A 16,549-nucleotide genomic window follows, 5' to 3' on the forward strand; every position below is an offset into this window, starting at 1 on the left:
GCCGCCCCATCGGCGGATATTTGACCTACATCAAATACATGGCGGCGGCGCCCCCCTTACACTGCGTTCGCCGATGCTCGACACGGCGCCTATTCGCCCATTACCAGGAGCCGCATCATGTCGCCGTCCACGCCGTTTTCCCTGAATGGAGGGCGCAGCCTGATACTGGGCTGCGCGCTGCTGGCGGGCTGCGGATCGCTGGCGCCGCCCTACTTCCGGCCGCCGCTGCCGGTGGCCGCGCACTATCCGATGCCGGCGTCGTCCGCCGGCGCCGCCGCGCCGCCCGAGTGGCGCGCCTATTTCGCCGACCCCGCGCTGCAGGCGTTGATCGCGCAGGCGCTGGAACATAACCGCGACCTGCGCATCGCCGCGCTGCGGGTCGAGCAGGCGCGCGCCGCCTACGGCATCGAGCGGGGCGCCGCGCTGCCCTTGCTGGCCGCGCAGGCGGCCGGACAACGCCAGCGCCTGCCCTCCGACCTGAGCCTGACCGGCCGGCCCATGGTCGCCGGCCAGTACCAGGCCGGCGTCGGCGTCAGCGACTGGGAGATCGACTTCTGGGGGCGCCTGGCCAACCTGCGCGAGGCCGCGCTGGAAGACTACCTGGCCAGCGACGCCGCGCGCCGGGCCGTCGCCGTGGCGCTGATCGCCCAGGTCGCCGAAGCCTATTTTGAAGTCCGCGAGATGGACCAGCGCATCGCGCTGGCCCAGCGCACGCTGGCCACGCGCCAGGAGAGCTACCGCATTTTCGGCCGCCGCGCCGCCGTCGGCGCCACCTCGCGCCTGAACCTGACCCAGGTGGAAACCCTGCTGCTGCAGGCGCAGGCGCTGTCCGCCCAGCTGCAGCAGGAGCGCGACCTCAAGCGCCACGCGCTGCAGCTGCTGGTCGGCACGCCAGTGATCCCTGCACGGCCGGCGCCGGACGACGCTGGAGACAGCCTGCCCGTGCTGGCGCCCGGCCTGCCGTCGGCGCTGCTTGAACGCCGCGCCGACATCATCGCCGCCGAGCATCAGCTCAAGGCCGCCAACGCCAATATCGGCGCGGCGCGCGCCGCCTTCTTTCCGCAGGTGAGCCTGACCGGCTCGTTCGGCAGCGCCAGCGCCGAGCTGGAACATCTGTTCGCCGGCGGCAGCGGCGCCTGGACCTTCGCCCCCGCCATCACCCTGCCGCTGTTCGACGGGGGGCGCCGGCGCGCCGCCCTGGACCTGGCCGAGGCGCGCCGCGACAGCGCTGTCGCCAACTACGAAAAAACCATCCAGGGCGCGTTCCGCGACGTCGGCGACGCGCTGTCCACGCGCGCCTGGCTGACCGACCAGGTCGCCATCGCCGGGCGCACGCTGCGGGTGCAGCGCGAACGCGCGCGCCTGTCGCAGTTGCGCTACGACTCCGGCGCCGCGCCCTTCCTCGACGTGCTCGACGCCCAGCGCGACCTGCTCAGCGCCGAACAACAGCTGGTGCAGCTGCGGCGCGCGCTGCTCAGCGCCGGCGTCGCCCTGTACACCGCGCTCGGCGGCGATCCCGTGATCGCCGCCGCCCATCCTTCCCCTTCCAGCCCATGACCATCACCCTGACCAGAAAAATCGCCGGCGCCGTCGCCGCCGCCGCCGTGCTCGGCGGCGCAAGCTATGCCTGGCTGCACTTCCATCGCGCGGGTCCCGGCCCGGAATTCATCAGCGGCAATGGCCGCATCGAGGCCACCGAGATCGACGTCGCCGCCAAGCTGCCGGGGCGGCTGCAGGACATCGCCGTCAACGAGGGTGACTTCGTGGCCGCCGGCCAGGTGCTGGGCCATATGCAGGTGCTGTCGCTGCAGGCCCAGCATGACGAGGCGGTGGCCATGCGCCAGCAGGCGATCGCCGGCGTCGCCAGCGCCGACGCGCTGGTGGCGATGCGCCAGAGCGACTACCAGGCCGCGCAGGCGCTGGTGGTGCAGCGCGAAAGCGAACTCGATGCGGCGCAGCGGCGCCTGAACCGTTCCGAGACGCTGGTGCTCGAGGGCGCCTCGTCCGAGCAGGAACTGGACGACGACACCAGCCGGGTGCGCGCCACGCGGGCGGTGATCCGGGCGGCCCGGGCGCAGGCGGCCGCTGCCCGCGGCGCGATCGACGCCGCCCGCACCCAGGCCGCCGGCGCGCGTTCGGCGGTGACGGCAGCCGAGGCCACGGTCGCGCGCATCGCCGTCGACATCGCCGACAGCGCGCTGACGGCGCCGCGCGCCGGCCGGGTGCAGTACCGCATCGCCCAGGCCGGCGAAGTGCTGGCCGGCGGCGGCAAGGTGCTCAACCTGGTGGACTTGAGCGACGTCTACATGACCTTTTTCGTGCCCGAACAGGCGGCCGGCAAGCTGGCCCTGGGCGCGCCGGTGCGGGTGGTGCTGGACGCCGCGCCGCAGTACGTGATCCCGGCGCAGGTGTCGTTCGTCGCCAGCACCGCGCAGTTCACGCCCAAGACGGTGGAGACGGCCAGCGAGCGCCAGAAGCTGATGTTCCGGGTCAAGGCGCAGATCGAGCCGGCGCTGCTGCGCAAGCATTTCAGGCTGGTCAAGACCGGCCTGCCCGGCGTCGCCTGGGTGCGGCTGGACAGCCAGACGCCGTGGCCGCCCGAGCTGGAAGTGCGGGTGCCGCAATGATCAGTGCTGCGGCCGCCGCCAGTCCCGCCCCCGTGGCCGAGCTGCGCGGCGTCGCGCTGCGCTACGGCAAGGCGGTGGCGCTGGCCGGCGTCGACCTGGCGCTGCCGGCCGGCTGCATGGTCGGCCTGATCGGGCCGGACGGGGTCGGCAAGTCCAGCCTGCTGTCGCTGCTGGCCGGCGCGCGCATGGTGCAGCAGGGCGACGTGCGGGTGCTGGGCGGCGACATGCGCGCCCGGCGCCACCGCGACGCCGTCTGCCCGCGCATCGCCTACATGCCGCAGGGACTGGGCCGCAACCTGTATCCGACGCTGTCGGTGGAGGAAAACCTGCAGTTCTTCGGCCGCCTGTTCGGCCATGATGCGGCCGGGCGCCGGCGCCGCATCGACCAGCTGACGGCCGCCACCGGGCTGGCGCCGTTCCTGCAGCGGCCGGCCGGCAAGCTGTCGGGCGGCATGAAGCAAAAGCTCGGCCTGTGCTGCGCGCTGATCCACGATCCCGACCTGCTGATCCTCGACGAACCGACCACCGGCGTCGATCCGCTGTCGCGCGCCCAGTTCTGGGACCTGATCGACGGCATCCGCGCCCAGCGCGCCGGCATGAGCGTGCTGGTGGCCACCGCCTACATGGAGGAAGCCGAGCGCTTCGACTGGCTGGTGGCGATGGATGCGGGCCAGGTACTGGCCACCGGCGCGCCGCAGGCGCTACGCCTGCGCACCGGCACGGCCACGCTGGAGGCGGCCTTCATCGCGCTGCTGCCGGCCGACAAGCGCGGCGGCCACCAGGCCGTCACCGTGCCGCCGTTCCAGGCGCCGGCCGACGGCGACGGCATCGCCATCGAGGCGCAGGGGCTGACCATGCGCTTCGGGGATTTTGTCGCCGTCGACCACGTCGACTTCCGCATCCGCCGCGGCGAGATCTTCGGCTTCCTCGGCTCCAACGGCTGCGGCAAGTCGACCACGATGAAAATGCTGACCGGCCTGCTGCCGGCCAGCGCCGGCAGCGCCCTGCTGTTCGGTGCCCGGGTCGATGCCGGCGACATGGCGACCCGGCGCCGGGTCGGCTATATGTCGCAGGCGTTTTCGCTGTATGGCGAACTGACGGTGGCGCAGAACCTGGTGCTGCACGCGCGCCTGTTCAGCGTGCCCGAGGCGGACATCGCCGCGCGCGTGGCCGACATGGCGGCGCGCTTCGGCCTGGCCGGCGTGATGGACACGCTGCCGGAGCGGTTGCCGCTGGGCGTGCGCCAGCGCCTGTCGCTGGCGGTGGCGATGGTGCACCGGCCCGAGCTGCTGATACTGGACGAGCCCACCTCCGGCGTCGACCCGGTCGCGCGCGACCTGTTCTGGCGCCTGATGATAGACTTGGCGCGGCGCGACCATGTGACGATCTTCATCTCCACCCATTTCATGAACGAGGCCGAGCGCTGCGACCGCGTCTCGCTAATGCACGCGGGGCGGGTGCTGGTCAGCGCGGCGCCGGCCGCGCTGGTGGCCGAACGCGGCGTCGCCACGCTGGAGCAAGCCTTCATCTCCTACCTGCGCGAGGCTGCGGCTGCGGACGACTCGGCGCCATCGGCCACACCGGCATCCACGACCGCCCTGCCGCCCGCGCCGGAGACCACCCCGCAAACACGCTGGCGCCGCAGCCTGGGGCGCGCCTACAGCTACACGCTGCGCGAGACGCTGGAGCTGCGGCGCGATCCGGTGCGCGCCACGCTTGCGCTGCTGGGCACGGCGATCCTGATGTTCATCATCGGCTACGGCATCAACATGGACGTGGAAAACCTGTCCTACGCGGTGCTGGACCGCGACCAGAGCGGCCTGAGCCAGAACTATGCGCTGAACCTGTCCGGCTCGCGCTACTTCATTGAGCATGCGCCGCTGGCCGACTACGACGACCTGGACCGCCGCATGCGCAGCGGCGAACTGGCGCTGGCGATCGAGCTGCCGCCCGGTTTCGGCCGCGACATCGAACGCGGCGTGCCGGTGGCGGTGGGCGCCTGGGTCGACGGCGCGATGCCGATGCGCGCCGAAACCACGCGCGGCTACGTGCAGGGCATGCATCAGGGCTGGCTGGCCGACCTGGCGCTGCACCGGCTGGGCTCGACCACGGCCGGCGCCGGCGCGCTGGAGACGCGCTACCGCTACAATCCGGACGTGCGCAGCCTGCCGGCGATGATACCGGCGGTGATCCCGATGCTGCTGATGATGATACCGGCCATGCTCAGCGCGCTGTCGGTGGTGCGCGAAAAGGAGCTGGGCTCGATCCTGAACCTGTATGTCACGCCGGTCACGCGCGTCGAGTTCCTGCTCGGCAAACAGATCCCGTACATCGGCCTGGGCATGCTCAACTTCGCGCTGCTGACGCTGCTGGCGGCGACGGCCTTCGGCGTGCCGGTCAAGGGCAGCCTGGCCACGCTGACCCTGGCCGCGCTGGTGTACGTGCTGTGCTCGACCGGGCTGGGCCTGCTGGTGTCGACGTTTACCCGCAGCCAGATCGCCGCGCTGTTCGTCACCATGATAGGCACCATCATCCCCTGCGTGCAGTTCGCCGGGCTGCTCAATCCGGTCTCCGGGCTGACCGGCGCCGGCGCCGTGATCGGCCGCATCTACCCGGCCACCCATTTCCTCACCATCAGCCGCGGCGTGTTCAACAAGGCGCTGGGGCTGGGCGACCTGGCCGGTTCGCTGTGGCCGCTGCTGCTGGCGGCGCCGCTGATCCTGTCGGCGTCGGTGCTGCTGCTGAAGAAACAGGAAGGCTGACCATGCGCGTTCCCCTGGTCACGCGGCTGGCCCACATCTACCGCCTCGGCGTCAAGGAGCTGTGGAGCCTGCTGCGCGATCCGGCCATGCTGGTGCTGATTGTCTACACCTTCACCGTCTCGATCTACGTGGCCGCCACGGCGATGCCGGAAAGCCTGCACAACGCGGCCATCGCCATCGTCGACCTGGACGGCTCGCCGCTGTCGGCGCGCATCGCGTCGAGCTTTTATCCGCCGCATTTCCGCTCGCCGGTGCTGGTCAGCGCGGCGCAGGCGGACGCCGGCCTCGACAACGGCGACTACACTTTTGTGCTGGCGATCCCGCCGGACTACCAGCGCGACACTCTGGCCGGCCGGGCGCCGGACATCCAGCTCAATGTCGATGCCACGCGCATGAGCCAGGCCTTCACCGGCAACGGCTACATCCAGCAGATCGTCGCCGCCGAGGTCGGCGATTTCGCGCGCCGCCACCAGGCCGCCGCGCCGCCGGTCGACCTCGCGCTGCGCATGCGCTTCAATCCCAACCTTGAGCAGTCCTGGTTCGGCTCGCTGACCGAAATCATCAACAACGTCACCATGCTGTCGGTGATACTAACCGGCGCGGCGCTGATACGCGAGCGCGAGCACGGCACCATCGAGCACTTGCTGGTGATGCCGGTGACGCCGGTGGAGATCATGCTGGCCAAGATCTGGGCCATGGGCCTGGTGGTCGTGCTGGCGGCGCTGGCGGCGATGCTGTTCATCGTGCAGGGCGCGCTGCAGGTGCCGGTGCGCGGCTCGGTGGCCCTGTTTGTGCTGGTGGCCGCGCTGCACCTGTTCGCCACGACTTCGATGGGCATCTTCCTCGCCACCTTGGCGCGCAGCATGCCGCAATTCGGCATGCTGATGGTGCTGGTGCTGCTGCCCTTGCAGATGCTGTCGGGCGGCACCACGCCGCGCGAGAGCATGCCCGAACTGGTGCAATACCTGATGCTGGCCGCGCCGACCACGCATTTCGTCGCGGCCGGCCAGGCCATCCTGTACCGGGGCGCCGGCATCGACGTCATCTGGCCGCAAATGCTGGCCATCGCGGCGATCGGCGCGGTGCTGTTCGCCGGCTCGCTGCACCGCTTCCGCAACACCATCGCGCAGATGGCTTGACGGCGCGCCGTTACGCAGTCGCAGGCAATTTGGCGATCAACTTGTCGAGCGTGATCGGATAGTCGCGCACGCGCACGCCGGTGGCGTTATAGACGGCGTTGGCGATCGCCGCGCCGACGCCGCAGATGCCGAGCTCGCCCACGCCCTTGGCTTTCATCGGCGATGAAATGGGATCGGTCTCGTCGAGGAAGATCACTTCCTGGTGCGGGATGTCGGCGTGCACCGGCACCTCGTAGCCGGCCAGGTCGTGGTTGACGAAGAAGCCGCCGCGCTGGTCGATGACCAGCTCTTCCATCAGCGCCGCGCCGACGCCCATCGTCATCGCGCCGATGACCTGGCTGCGCGCGGACTTGGGATTGAGGATGCGGCCGGCCGCGCACACGGCCAGCATGCGCCGCACGCGGATTTCGCCGGTGTAGATGTCCACGCCGACCTCGGCGAAGTGTCCGCCAAAAGTCGACTGCTGGTATTTTTTATCGAGGTCGCCGTATTCCATGAGGTCCTCGGCCACGACAACGCCATCGGCCGCCGCCTGCGCCAGCGGCATCGAGCGTCCACCCGCCTGCACCGTGCCGCCGGCAAACGCCGCGCCGGCCGGATCGAGGCCCAGCTTTTGCGCCACCGTTTCGCGCAGCTTGACGCAGGCCGCGTACACGCCCGCCGTCGAGCTGTTGCCGCCCCACTGCCCGCCCGAGCCGGCCGAGACCGGGAACGACGAGTCGCCCAGCTTGACGACGACCTTGGCCAGCGGCACACCCATCATCTCGGCCGCCGTTTGCGCGATCACCGTGTAGCTGCCGGTGCCGATGTCGGTCATGTCGGTTTCCACCGTGACCACGCCGTTGCGGTCCAGCCGCACCCGCGCGGCCGACTTCTGCACCAGGTTGTTGCGGAAGGCTGCGGCCACGCCCATGCCGACCAGCCAGCGGCCGTCGCGCGTCTTGCCCGGCTGCGCGCTGCGCTGGTTCCAGCCGAATTTGTCCGCGCCGGTGCGCAGGCATTCCACCAGCCGGCGCTGCGAAAACTTGCGGTCCTTGTTCGACGGATCGGAGGTCGTGTCGTTGATGATGCGGAACATGACCGGATCCATCTTCAGCTTCTCGGCCAGCTCGTCCATCGCGATTTCCAGCGCCATCAATCCCGGTGCCTCGCCGGGCGCGCGCATGGCGTTGCCCTCCGGCAGATCCAGCACCGCCAGCCGCATTTTGGTCATGCGGTTGGCGCCGGCGTACAGCAGCTTGGTTTGCTGCACCGCCGTCTCGGGCTTGCCGTCGGGCAGATCGCCGGACCAGCTTTCATGGCCGATGGCGTTGATCTTGCCTTCGCGGCTGGCGCCGATGCGGATGCGCTGGATGGTGGCTGGACGGTGCGTGGTGTTGTTGAACATCAGCGGGCGCTGCAGCGCGACCTTGACCGGACGTCCGGCCGCCTTCGCCCCCAGCGCCGCCAGCAAGGCTTCCGCGCGCAGGAACAGCTTGCCGCCGAAGCCGCCCCCGATGTAGGGCGAGATCAGGCGCACGTTTTCCTTGGGGATGCCCAGCGTCCTGGCCATGTCGCCCTTGCTCCAATCTATCATCTGGTTCGCGGTCCAGACCGTCAGCTTGTCGCCATTCCAGACCGCGATCGACGCGTGCGGTTCCATCATCGCGTGGGACTGGTCGGGCGTGGTGTAGGTCGCGTCCAGCTTGACCGGGGCGGAGGCAAAGGCGCCGGCGAAATCGCCGACCTTGCTGTCCTTGTTTTCCTTGTCGGGATGCGGCGCCGCCTTGTCCTTGGCCTTGGCCAGGTCGTAGGCGCCTTTTTCGGCCGCATATTTCACCTGCACCAGCTGCGCGGCGGCGCGCGCCTGTTCGAAGGTTTCCGCCACCACCAGCGCGACGGCCTGGTGGTAATGCTGGATGTCCGGTCCGCCCAGCAACTTGGCCGTGTTGAATTTACCCTTGCCCAGCTTGCCGGCGCTGTCCGCCGTGACGATGGCGATGACGCCCGGGGCGCGCCTGGCCTCGTCCAGCGACATCGAGACGATGCGGCCCTTGGCGATGGCCGATCCGACCACGTAGCCGTAGGCGGCGTTGGGCGCAGCGACGTGCTGCTCATACGCATACGGCGCGGTGCCGGTGGTCTTGTACGGGCCGTCGATGCGGTCGACCGGCTGGCCGACCACCTTCAGCTGGTCGATCGGATTGGTGGTGGCGGGCGTGGTGAATTTCATGCTGTCAGCCTTTCTTCGCTTCCGCCAGCACCGAACTGAGCGTGCGCTGGACCAGGGGAATCTTGTATGCATTTTCGTGCGTGGTCTTGGCGCCGGCCAGCAGTTGCTCGGCCACCGCCTTGCCTCCTTGCGGCAGGCTGGCGTCGGCCGCCGGCAAGCGCCACGGCTTGTGTGCGACGCCCCCCAGCGCCACGCGTCCGCTGCCGTCGCCCTGCACCACGGCCGCCACCGACACCAGCGCGAACGCGTACGACGAGCGGTCGCGCACCTTGCGGTAGATGTGGGTGCCGCCCAAAGGCTTGGGCAGGGTCACGCCGGTGATCAACTCGCCGGGTTGCAAGGCGTGTTCGATCTGCGGCGTGCTGCCGGGCAGCTTGTGAAAATCGGCGATCGGGATGGTGCGCACCGATCCGTCCGGCCGCACGGTTTCGACGTTCGCGTCCAGCAACTGCATGGCCACCGCCATGTCGCTCGGATGGGTGGCGATGCACGCATCGCTGACACCGACCACCGCATGGTTGCGGCTGTAGCCGGCGATGGCCGAGCAGCCGCTGCCGGGCTGGCGCTTGTTGCAGCCCTGGTTGGTGTCGTAGAAGTACGGACAGCGGGTGCGCTGCAGCAGGTTGCCGGCGGTGGTGGCCTTGTTGCGCAGCTGGGCCGACGCGCCGGCCAGCAAGGCGCGCGACAGCACGCCGTAGTCGCGCCGCACGCGTTCGTCGGCGGCCAGGTCGGTGTTGCGCACCAGCGCGCCGATCCGCAGTCCGCCTTGCGAGATGGCCTCGATCTTGTCCAGGCCCAGGCCGTTGACGTCGATCAGGTGCGGCGGCGTTTCAATTTCCAGCTTCATCAGGTCCAGCAGATTGGTGCCGCCGGCGATGAACTTGGCGCCGGGCGTGCGCGCGGCGGCAGCGGCGGCTTCGGCCGGCGATTGCGCGCGCTGGTAGGTGAACACCTTCATGCCGCCCTCCCCGCCACCTCGGTGATGGCGTCGATGATGTTGGAGTAGGCGCCGCAGCGGCAGATGTTGCCGCTCATGCGCTCGCGCAGTTCGGCCGCGCTGAGCACCGGCTTGGCGTTCAGGTCGGCGCTGACGTGGCTCGGTATGCCCTGCTTGATTTCCTCCAGCACCGACACGGCGGAACAGATCTGCCCCGGCGTACAGTAGCCGCACTGGTAGCCGTCGTGCTTGATGAAGGCGGCCTGCATCGGGTGCAGCTTGTCCTTGTTGCCCAGCCCTTCGATGGTGGTGACCTTGGCGCCGTCGTGCATGACCGCCAACGTCAGGCAGGAATTGATGCGACGGCCGTCGACGATCACCGTGCAGGCGCCGCACTGGCCGTGGTCGCAGCCTTTCTTGGTGCCGGTCAGGTGCAGGTGTTCGCGCAGGGCGTCGAGCAGCGTGGTGCGGGTGTCGAGATTGAGCTGGTGGGTCTGGCCGTTGACTTGCAGCGAGGTCTTGGCCAGGACGGGAGGCGGATTGTTGCTTGCCGGTGTAGTGGCTTGTGCGCTTGCAACGGCGGGCACGGCGGCGGCCGTTGCGGAAAGTGCGCCGGCGATGAGCAACTCGCGCCTGGCAACGTTAATATCGCTGAAATCGTTCATGTCGATCGCATCCTCTGGTGTAGTGGCAGCTGGCGATGGACATGGTAAGCGGATAACTGTTAAGCCGACGCACGGTTGTCAACCGAGCGTGCTATAGCGCACGTACCTCGTCTTCCGTGAAGCCGGCCTTGAGACGCGCTTCGATGTTGAACGGGCCGCGCAGCGTCGGCGCCTTGTAGCGCACGGCCAGCTCGGCGTAGGTGGCGCGCGGCTCCAGGCCGCGCTGCTGGCACAGGTGGCCGTACCAGCGGTTGCCGATTTCCACGTGGCCGATCTCGTCGCGCAGGATGATGTCGAGGATCCCGGCCGCTTCAAGGTCTCCGGCCTGGGCCAGCTTGGCGCGCAGCGGTGGAATCGCGTCGAGGCCGCGCGCCTCCAGCGTGCGCGGTACCAACGCCATGCGCGCCAGCACGTCCTCGGTGGTCTTGCCGACCATTTCCCACAGGCTGTCGTGCGCGGGGAAGTCACCGTATTGATATCCTAGCGTCTGCAAATGGGCGGACAGCATGGCGAAATGCGTGGCTTCCTCGGCCGACACGCGCAGCCAGTCGACGTAGTATTCGGACGGCATGTCCGGGAAGCGCCACAGCGCGTCCAGCGCCAGGTTGACGGCATTGAATTCGATGTGGGCCAGCGCGTGGATCAGCATGGCGCGGCCTTCGACGGTGGCCATCGAGCGGCGGCCTACCTGCAGCGGCGGCACCAGCTCCGGCCGCGCAGGACGACCAGGGATGGCGGCCTGCGGCTCCAGCGCGGCGCCCTCGGCCAGTCCGCAAGCGCCGGTGGACCAGGCCGCGTCCATCGCCGCCACCGCCATGACTTTGGCGGCCGGATCGGCTTCCAGCAGGCAATGCAAGGCGTAGGCGCGTAATTCCTGGGGGCTTGGGGGCATCGTGTAAACTCTGGCAACTATGGAAAGCGCGCAGTGTATCAAATTTATTTGGCACTGCACGAAGCGGGCGTGTCGATTTGGCGGCTGGTCGTTCGTCGTCATTGAAATCACCCCAATCACCTAGGAGATCCCGATGACTATCACTATTACAGCCTTTGAACGCTCGCCCGACGGCGGCATGGGACTGGCACGCGATACGCGCGTACGCTGGGCGTTGGAAGAAGCCGGCCTGCCCTATGACGTGCGCCCGGTTTCGTTCTCCGCGATGAAGCAGCCGGCGCATTTGGCCATTCATCCCTTCGGCCAGATTCCAACCTACGAGGACGGCGATCTTGTGTTGTTCGAGTCGGGCGCGATCATTTTCCATATCGCCTCGCACTATCCGGGCTTGTTGCCGGACGATGCCAACGCCCGGGCCCGTGCGATCACATGGATATTTGCCGCACTCAACACGGTGGAGCCGCCGATCCTTGAAATTGTTACCGCAAAATTTATGGAGGGCGACAAGCCCTGGAGCAAGGAACGCATGCCCCTGATTGCGGATCGCATCCGCAGCCGGCTGGAGCAACTCTCGGCGCGCCTGGGCGATGCCGAATGGCTGGACGGCGGGTTCAGCGCGGGCGACCTGATCATGGTGTCGGTGCTGCTCAGGCTGAGGCCATCGGGTATTCTGAATGAATTTGCAAGCCTTGCCGCCTATGTTGCCCGTGGCGAAGCGCGGCCTGCGTACAAACGGGCTTTCGCCGCCCAATTGGCGTTCAACACTAAATAAACGGAGGAAAAAGATGACACGAGTTCGCGTTGAGGGTTTTACCGTCTCGCTCGACGGATATGGAGCGGGTCCGAATCAGGGCATCGACAATCCGCTGGGCGTCGGCGGAACGGAATTGCATCAGTGGCTAATCCCGACACGCACGTTCCAGCAGGCCCTGTTTGGCAAGGACGGCGGTACGACCGGGGTTGACGATGATTTCGCCGCCCGCAGCTTTCAGAACGTCGGGGCCTGGATTCTTGGACGGAATATGTTCTCCCCCGATCGCGGGGACTGGCCGGACAAGAACTGGAAAGGCTGGTGGGGAGACAATCCGCCGTATCACGTTCCGGTTTTCGTCCTGACCCACTACGCCCGTCCCTCCATCGAGATGGAGGGCGGCACGACGTTCCACTTCGTCACGGGAGGCATACACGAGGCGCTCGACCGGGCACGCGAGGCCGCTGCCGGAAAGGACGTACGGATCGGCGGCGGAGTGAACACCATCAAGCAGTATCTCCGTGAGCGCCTCATTGATGAATTGCACATCGCTATCTCGCCGGTCCTGCTCGGCCAGGGAGAGTCGCTGTTCCAGGGAATAGACCTGCGGACCCTGGGATACGAATGCGTGCGATCCGTGGCCTCGGAGAAAGCCACGCACGTCGTCCTGCGGCTTAAATAACAGCGGGCTCCAGCAGCGTCAAGGTTTGTTGCCCGCTGTCCAGCCTGGCGCGCAGGCCGACCGGGATGGTGAACTGGTTGCGGATATGGCCGAAGGAATAGCCGGCAACGGCTGGACGCGTCAGCGGCAGCAGGTGCTGGTCGACGGTTTCGTCCAGCGTCAGCGCGCTTTCGCCGTCGGTGGCTTCGCAATTTTCGAAGATGCCCAGCATGACGGCCGCCGCATGGCGGAAGCCCTGGCTCAGCTGCAACTGCGTCATCATGCGGTCGACGCGGTACGGTTCCTCGTTGACTTCCTCCAGGTACAGGATGGCGTCGTGGAAATCGGCCGCGTACGGCGTGCCGGCCAGCGCGGCCACCAGCGACAGGTTGCCGCCGATGAGCCTGCCGGTGGCGATGCCCTCGTGCACGGTGCGGATCGCGTAGTTGGGCTGCTCCAGCGCCTTCTGCGCGTTGTCCGCCGACATGGCAATGGTGTAGTTGTCATGCGGCGTCATCAGCACGTTTTGCAGCTGCACCACTGAATATTCCGAGAACGTGGATGACGCCACCGGGCCGTGGAAAGTCACCAGCCCCGAGAGCCGCAGCAGCGCCAGATGCAACGCGGTGATGTCCGAATAGCCGATCAGGATCTTCGGATGGGCACGTATCAGCTGGTAGTCGATGTGCTCCAGCAGCGAGATGCAGCCTGAGCCGCCGCGTATCGCCCACACGGCCTTGATCTCGGGATCGAGGAACATGCCGTGCAAGTCTTCCAGCCGCTGCGCCACCGTGCCGCCGTAATTGCCGTAGACATAGTTGATGTTGTCGCCCAGTCGAACTCGCAGTCCCAGCGATTCGATATTGGCCACAGCTTTGGCCAACGCCCCGTCGCTGGTGTGCCCGCCCGGCGCGATGATGCCGACCAGGTCGCCCGGCTGCAGGCGTCGCGGCTTGATCAGGTGCATGGATTTCTTTCGATGGGCGGCCGCTGCCGCCGGCAGTCCGGTAGTCCCCAGCGCGGCGGCGGCCAGCAGATTGCCGAACTGCCGCCGGCTGAAGGACTCCGTCATTACAGGAACTTGTACTTGAGCAGGATACTCAGCGAACGTCCGCGTGGATCTGCCACCCGGGGATCCCAGCCTGCGCCAACCACTTCATCCACGTTGTGCGCGGTGAACGGCGGATCCGTATCGAGCAGATTTTGTATGCCGATCGTGATCGTAGTGTTTTTGATGCCCGAGTAGGTGGCCGACAGGTCGTACTTGGTGTAGGCCTTCACGTCCGGGTTGAAGCCCGGCGGCGGCGCAGCCTTGCCGCCGTCCGGCAACTGGTCCTTGTAGCCGGAGCTGTAGTTCTGGATCAGCATCGCGCTCCAGTCGCCGCGGGCCAGGCTGATGGTCGCGTTGTGCTTCCAGCGCAGGTACAGGTCGCGGGTGTAGAAGTTGCCGACGTATTCCTTGTACGGCTGGCCTTCGATCTCGGCGAACTTGAAGCTCTGGGTGTAGGTGCCGTCCAGGTTGAAGTTCCACTTGTAGTCGCTGACCTTGCCTTCGCCACGCAGGCTGAGGTCGGCGCCGCGCGTCTTGGCGCCGGCCGCGTTGATCCAGCCGGCGGTCACGTAGGCGATGGTACCGTCCGCGTTGCGGATGATGTTCCCCGACAGCGCGGCCGCGTTGGCCAGCACCACTTGCGGCGTGCGGTTCAGGATGCGGTTGATCGAGTTGATCGCCCAGTAGTCGAGCGAGGCCGAATAGCCCTTGACCGGCTCGATCACCATGCCGACGCTGCCCTGCTTCGACGTTTCCGGCTTCAGGTTGGGATTGCCGCCGGTGGTGTAAGGCAGGCGGGGAATCGCGCAATAGGCCGGGTCGCCGGGGTGGGCCGGGCAGCCGATGGGATCGATGATGCCGTTCGGCAGTTCCTGCGACAGCTGGGCCGAATACAGCTGCGTGAAGCTCGGCGCCAGGAAGCCCTTGTTGGCCGAACCGCGGAACAGCAACGAACTGGTCGGTTGGTAGCGGAACGAGACCTTGGGATTGGTGGTGGCGCCGAACACGCTGTAGTGGTCGCGGCGCACCGCCAGTTGCATTTCCAGTTCCTTGGTGATCGGCACCAGCAGCTCGGTGTAGACGGCCTTGACGTCGCGGCTGGCGTCGGGCAGCGCGGCATTGCCCGGCGACAGCAGGATCTGCGTGGCGTCGACGTCCTGCGCGAAGTTATAGCCCTCGCGGCGCAGGTCGAAGCCCACCGCCATCGACATGGCGCCGGCCGGCAGCTGCCACACCTCGCCGGACAGGTTGCCGTCCAGCGAAGTCAGCGTGGTCTTGCCGTGCTGGAAGGCGCCGCGGAACATGGTGGATTCAACCAGGTCCTTGGCTGCCTGCGTCTGGGTCTGACCGTCGGTGGCCCACGGATTGATGATGCCGGTAGCCAGCGCCGCGTTGATCTTGCTGGTGTAGCCGTAGCCGTTGGTCAGCGCGGTCTTGGTGGTGCTTTCCGCGTGCGACACGCCGGCGCGGTAGTCCCACTTGCCGAGCACGCCTTCCATGCCGACCAGCACGCGCGCATTGTCGGTGACGTTTTCCTGGGTGCGGTTGCCCCACGGGTAGGCGCGCCACTTGTAGATGATGGGCTTGGTCTTGTCGAAGGTCGGGATGATGGCCGACAGGTCCTGGTAGTAGGCGCCGCCGACCGGGTAGGCATTGCCGGCCGCCAGCGAGGTCGAGATCTGCACCGGCGTCAGCTCGGCCGTGGCCTTGGTGTGGCCGAATAAGCCTTCGACGAACAGCTTGTGGTCCGGGCTGATCTGCAGCGTGGCGCGGGTGACCGCGTTCAGGCGCTCGACCGGGAAGCTGATGACGTAGTCGGCGCCGTAGTCGTAGGCGCAGGAATAGGTGCTGCGGGCTGGCGAGGTGACGTCCTTCCACAGCGCGGTCTGGTATTGCGACATGCCGGGGACGCTGTCGCACTTGCCCTGGAAGCTCAGCGGATTGGCTTGCAGGTAGGTGGTCGGATCGCCCGGACGCTTGAAACCGGTGCCCAGCGCGGTGCCGGCGCCGGTCAGCTGGTTGGCGTACGGCGTGCCGGTGGTGTCCGGCGACAGGCCGCGCGCCGGCTGGAAGCCGTTGGCGAACGAGCGGTCGCGCGAGCTGAGCTTTTCGTTGTTGTCATAGGTCACGCTGCCCATGACGTTGTAGCCTTCCTTCTGCAGCGAGCCGAAGCCGCCCAGCAGCGACAGCCGGCGGGTGGCGCCGCCGCCCTGCTGGGTGAAGTTGTCGCTGAGCGAGGCTTCGAGGCCGGTGTAGTCGGTGCGCAGGATGAAGTTGATCACGCCGCCGATGGCGTCGGTCCCGTAGATGGCCGAGGCGCCGTCCTTGAGGATCTCGACGCGCTGGATCGCGCCCAGCGGGATCGCGTTCAGGTCGACCGCCTTGGCGCTGGCGCCGAAACTGGCGATGCGGCGGCCGTTCAGCAGCACCAGCGTGCTGTTGGGGCCGAGGCCGCGCAGCGACGCGTACGAGGCGCCGCCGCTGACGCGGTCGGCGTCGGCGCCGAACACGTTGTTACCCGAGGTCATGTTGTCGGCGCCGGTGCCGTTGGCGGACAGGCTACGGATCAGTTGCTCGGTGCTGGTGATGCCGGATTTTTCGATGGTGTCGTAGCTGATCACCTGGACCGGCAAGGCGCCCTCCTTGGCCACCCGCTTGATGCTGCTGCCGGTAATTTCGACGCGCTGCATCGCGGCGCCGGCATCCTGCGCAAACACCGGTCCCGCTACCGGGGCCACCACACCTATCAACGCAATCATTTGCGCCAGTTTCTTAACCTTCACGGCCTCTCCCTTTGATTGAACTTTGCGAGCTATCGAGTGCGGCCGGTGGCAATGTCATAGCATTACGTT

The 16,549-nt window shown here is 67.6% G+C and carries 12 protein-coding genes; 6 read left to right on the forward strand and 6 right to left on the reverse strand.

Annotation, left to right across the window (positions count from 1 at the left end):
- Nucleotides 1-117 precede the first annotated feature (117 nt).
- From ACSQ3S_RS18030 to ACSQ3S_RS18045, 4 genes are read left to right on the forward strand one after another with little or no spacing between them, the layout of a single operon-like run.
- Nucleotides 118-1,557 (forward strand): efflux transporter outer membrane subunit, encoded by a 1,440-nt coding sequence (locus ACSQ3S_RS18030; RefSeq protein WP_436143272.1) that lies wholly within the window; start codon nucleotides 118-120, stop codon nucleotides 1,555-1,557.
- On the forward strand, nucleotides 1,554-2,627 hold the full coding sequence (locus ACSQ3S_RS18035) for an HlyD family secretion protein (RefSeq protein ID WP_353398898.1): 1,074 nt from the start codon (nucleotides 1,554-1,556) through the stop codon (nucleotides 2,625-2,627). Before ACSQ3S_RS18030 ends, ACSQ3S_RS18035 begins: the two co-directional genes overlap by 4 nt.
- Nucleotides 2,624-5,389, forward strand: a complete 2,766-nt coding sequence (rbbA, locus tag ACSQ3S_RS18040; RefSeq protein WP_436143273.1) for a ribosome-associated ATPase/putative transporter RbbA — start codon at nucleotides 2,624-2,626, stop codon at nucleotides 5,387-5,389. Before ACSQ3S_RS18035 ends, rbbA begins: the two co-directional genes overlap by 4 nt.
- Before the next feature lie 2 nt (nucleotides 5,390-5,391).
- Nucleotides 5,392-6,528: an ABC transporter permease gene (locus ACSQ3S_RS18045; protein WP_436143274.1), complete on the forward strand. Its 1,137-nt coding sequence runs from the start codon at nucleotides 5,392-5,394 to the stop codon at nucleotides 6,526-6,528.
- Nucleotides 6,529-6,538: 10 nt separating this feature from the next.
- Here the strand turns inward: ACSQ3S_RS18045 and paoC are convergent, their stop codons facing one another.
- From paoC to ACSQ3S_RS18065, 4 genes are all read right to left on the reverse strand, one after another.
- A complete protein-coding gene (gene paoC, locus ACSQ3S_RS18050) occupies nucleotides 6,539-8,740 on the reverse strand; it encodes an aldehyde oxidoreductase molybdenum-binding subunit PaoC (protein ID WP_436143275.1) in 2,202 nt (733 codons plus the stop codon).
- A gap of 4 nt (nucleotides 8,741-8,744) precedes the next feature.
- Nucleotides 8,745-9,698 carry an FAD binding domain-containing protein gene (locus tag ACSQ3S_RS18055; RefSeq protein WP_436143276.1) on the reverse strand — a complete coding sequence of 318 codons (954 nt, stop codon included), beginning with the start codon at nucleotides 9,696-9,698 and terminating at the stop codon, nucleotides 8,745-8,747.
- Entirely contained in the window at nucleotides 9,695-10,342 is a 648-nt protein-coding gene (gene paoA / locus ACSQ3S_RS18060) for an aldehyde dehydrogenase iron-sulfur subunit PaoA (protein ID WP_436143277.1), read from the reverse strand. Before paoA ends, ACSQ3S_RS18055 begins: the two co-directional genes overlap by 4 nt.
- A gap of 91 nt (nucleotides 10,343-10,433) precedes the next feature.
- Nucleotides 10,434-11,234, reverse strand: a complete 801-nt coding sequence (locus tag ACSQ3S_RS18065) for a ferritin-like domain-containing protein (protein WP_436143278.1) — start codon at nucleotides 11,232-11,234, stop codon at nucleotides 10,434-10,436.
- A 133-nt stretch (nucleotides 11,235-11,367) separates the two neighbouring features.
- Between ACSQ3S_RS18065 and ACSQ3S_RS18070 the strand changes: the two genes are divergently transcribed.
- The gene (locus ACSQ3S_RS18070) at nucleotides 11,368-12,006 is read left to right on the forward strand and encodes a glutathione S-transferase family protein (RefSeq protein ID WP_436143279.1); all 639 of its coding nucleotides are present in this window, start codon (nucleotides 11,368-11,370) and stop codon (nucleotides 12,004-12,006) included.
- A 13-nt stretch (nucleotides 12,007-12,019) separates the two neighbouring features.
- Nucleotides 12,020-12,667 carry a dihydrofolate reductase family protein gene (locus ACSQ3S_RS18075; RefSeq protein ID WP_436143280.1) on the forward strand — a complete coding sequence of 216 codons (648 nt, stop codon included), beginning with the start codon at nucleotides 12,020-12,022 and terminating at the stop codon, nucleotides 12,665-12,667.
- Here the strand turns inward: ACSQ3S_RS18075 and ACSQ3S_RS18080 are convergent.
- Together ACSQ3S_RS18080 and ACSQ3S_RS18085 are read right to left on the reverse strand one after the other, a co-directional pair.
- Nucleotides 12,660-13,718 (reverse strand): S66 peptidase family protein, encoded by a 1,059-nt coding sequence (locus ACSQ3S_RS18080; protein WP_436143281.1) that lies wholly within the window; start codon nucleotides 13,716-13,718, stop codon nucleotides 12,660-12,662. The genes ACSQ3S_RS18075 and ACSQ3S_RS18080 overlap by 8 nt on opposite strands.
- On the reverse strand, nucleotides 13,718-16,480 hold the full coding sequence (locus ACSQ3S_RS18085) for a TonB-dependent receptor (protein WP_353398863.1): 2,763 nt from the start codon (nucleotides 16,478-16,480) through the stop codon (nucleotides 13,718-13,720). Before ACSQ3S_RS18085 ends, ACSQ3S_RS18080 begins: the two co-directional genes overlap by 1 nt.
- Nucleotides 16,481-16,549: the final 69 nt, after the last annotated feature.

The organism is Duganella sp. LjRoot269 (genome assembly GCF_964254095.1).
Classification (GTDB): domain Bacteria; phylum Pseudomonadota; class Gammaproteobacteria; order Burkholderiales; family Burkholderiaceae_D; genus Rugamonas; species Rugamonas hordei.

Excerpts from the sequence above, each read along its gene's own strand:
- ACSQ3S_RS18030 (WP_436143272.1), top strand. The coding sequence starts at position 118 with ATGTCGCCGTCCACGCCGTTTTCCCTGAATGGAGGGCGCAGCCTGATA.
- ACSQ3S_RS18035 (WP_353398898.1), top strand. The coding sequence starts at position 1,554 with ATGACCATCACCCTGACCAGAAAAATCGCCGGCGCCGTCGCCGCCGCC.
- ACSQ3S_RS18055 (WP_436143276.1), bottom strand. The coding sequence starts at position 9,698 with ATGAAGGTGTTCACCTACCAGCGCGCGCAATCGCCGGCCGAAGCCGCC.
- ACSQ3S_RS18045 (WP_436143274.1), top strand. The coding sequence starts at position 5,392 with ATGCGCGTTCCCCTGGTCACGCGGCTGGCCCACATCTACCGCCTCGGC.
- ACSQ3S_RS18065 (WP_436143278.1), bottom strand. The coding sequence starts at position 11,234 with ATGCCCCCAAGCCCCCAGGAATTACGCGCCTACGCCTTGCATTGCCTG.
- paoC (WP_436143275.1), bottom strand. The coding sequence starts at position 8,740 with ATGAAATTCACCACGCCCGCCACCACCAATCCGATCGACCAGCTGAAG.
- ACSQ3S_RS18080 (WP_436143281.1), bottom strand. The coding sequence starts at position 13,718 with ATGACGGAGTCCTTCAGCCGGCGGCAGTTCGGCAATCTGCTGGCCGCC.
- ACSQ3S_RS18075 (WP_436143280.1), top strand. The coding sequence starts at position 12,020 with ATGACACGAGTTCGCGTTGAGGGTTTTACCGTCTCGCTCGACGGATAT.
- rbbA (WP_436143273.1), top strand. The coding sequence starts at position 2,624 with ATGATCAGTGCTGCGGCCGCCGCCAGTCCCGCCCCCGTGGCCGAGCTG.
- ACSQ3S_RS18070 (WP_436143279.1), top strand. The coding sequence starts at position 11,368 with ATGACTATCACTATTACAGCCTTTGAACGCTCGCCCGACGGCGGCATG.
- paoA (WP_436143277.1), bottom strand. The coding sequence starts at position 10,342 with ATGAACGATTTCAGCGATATTAACGTTGCCAGGCGCGAGTTGCTCATC.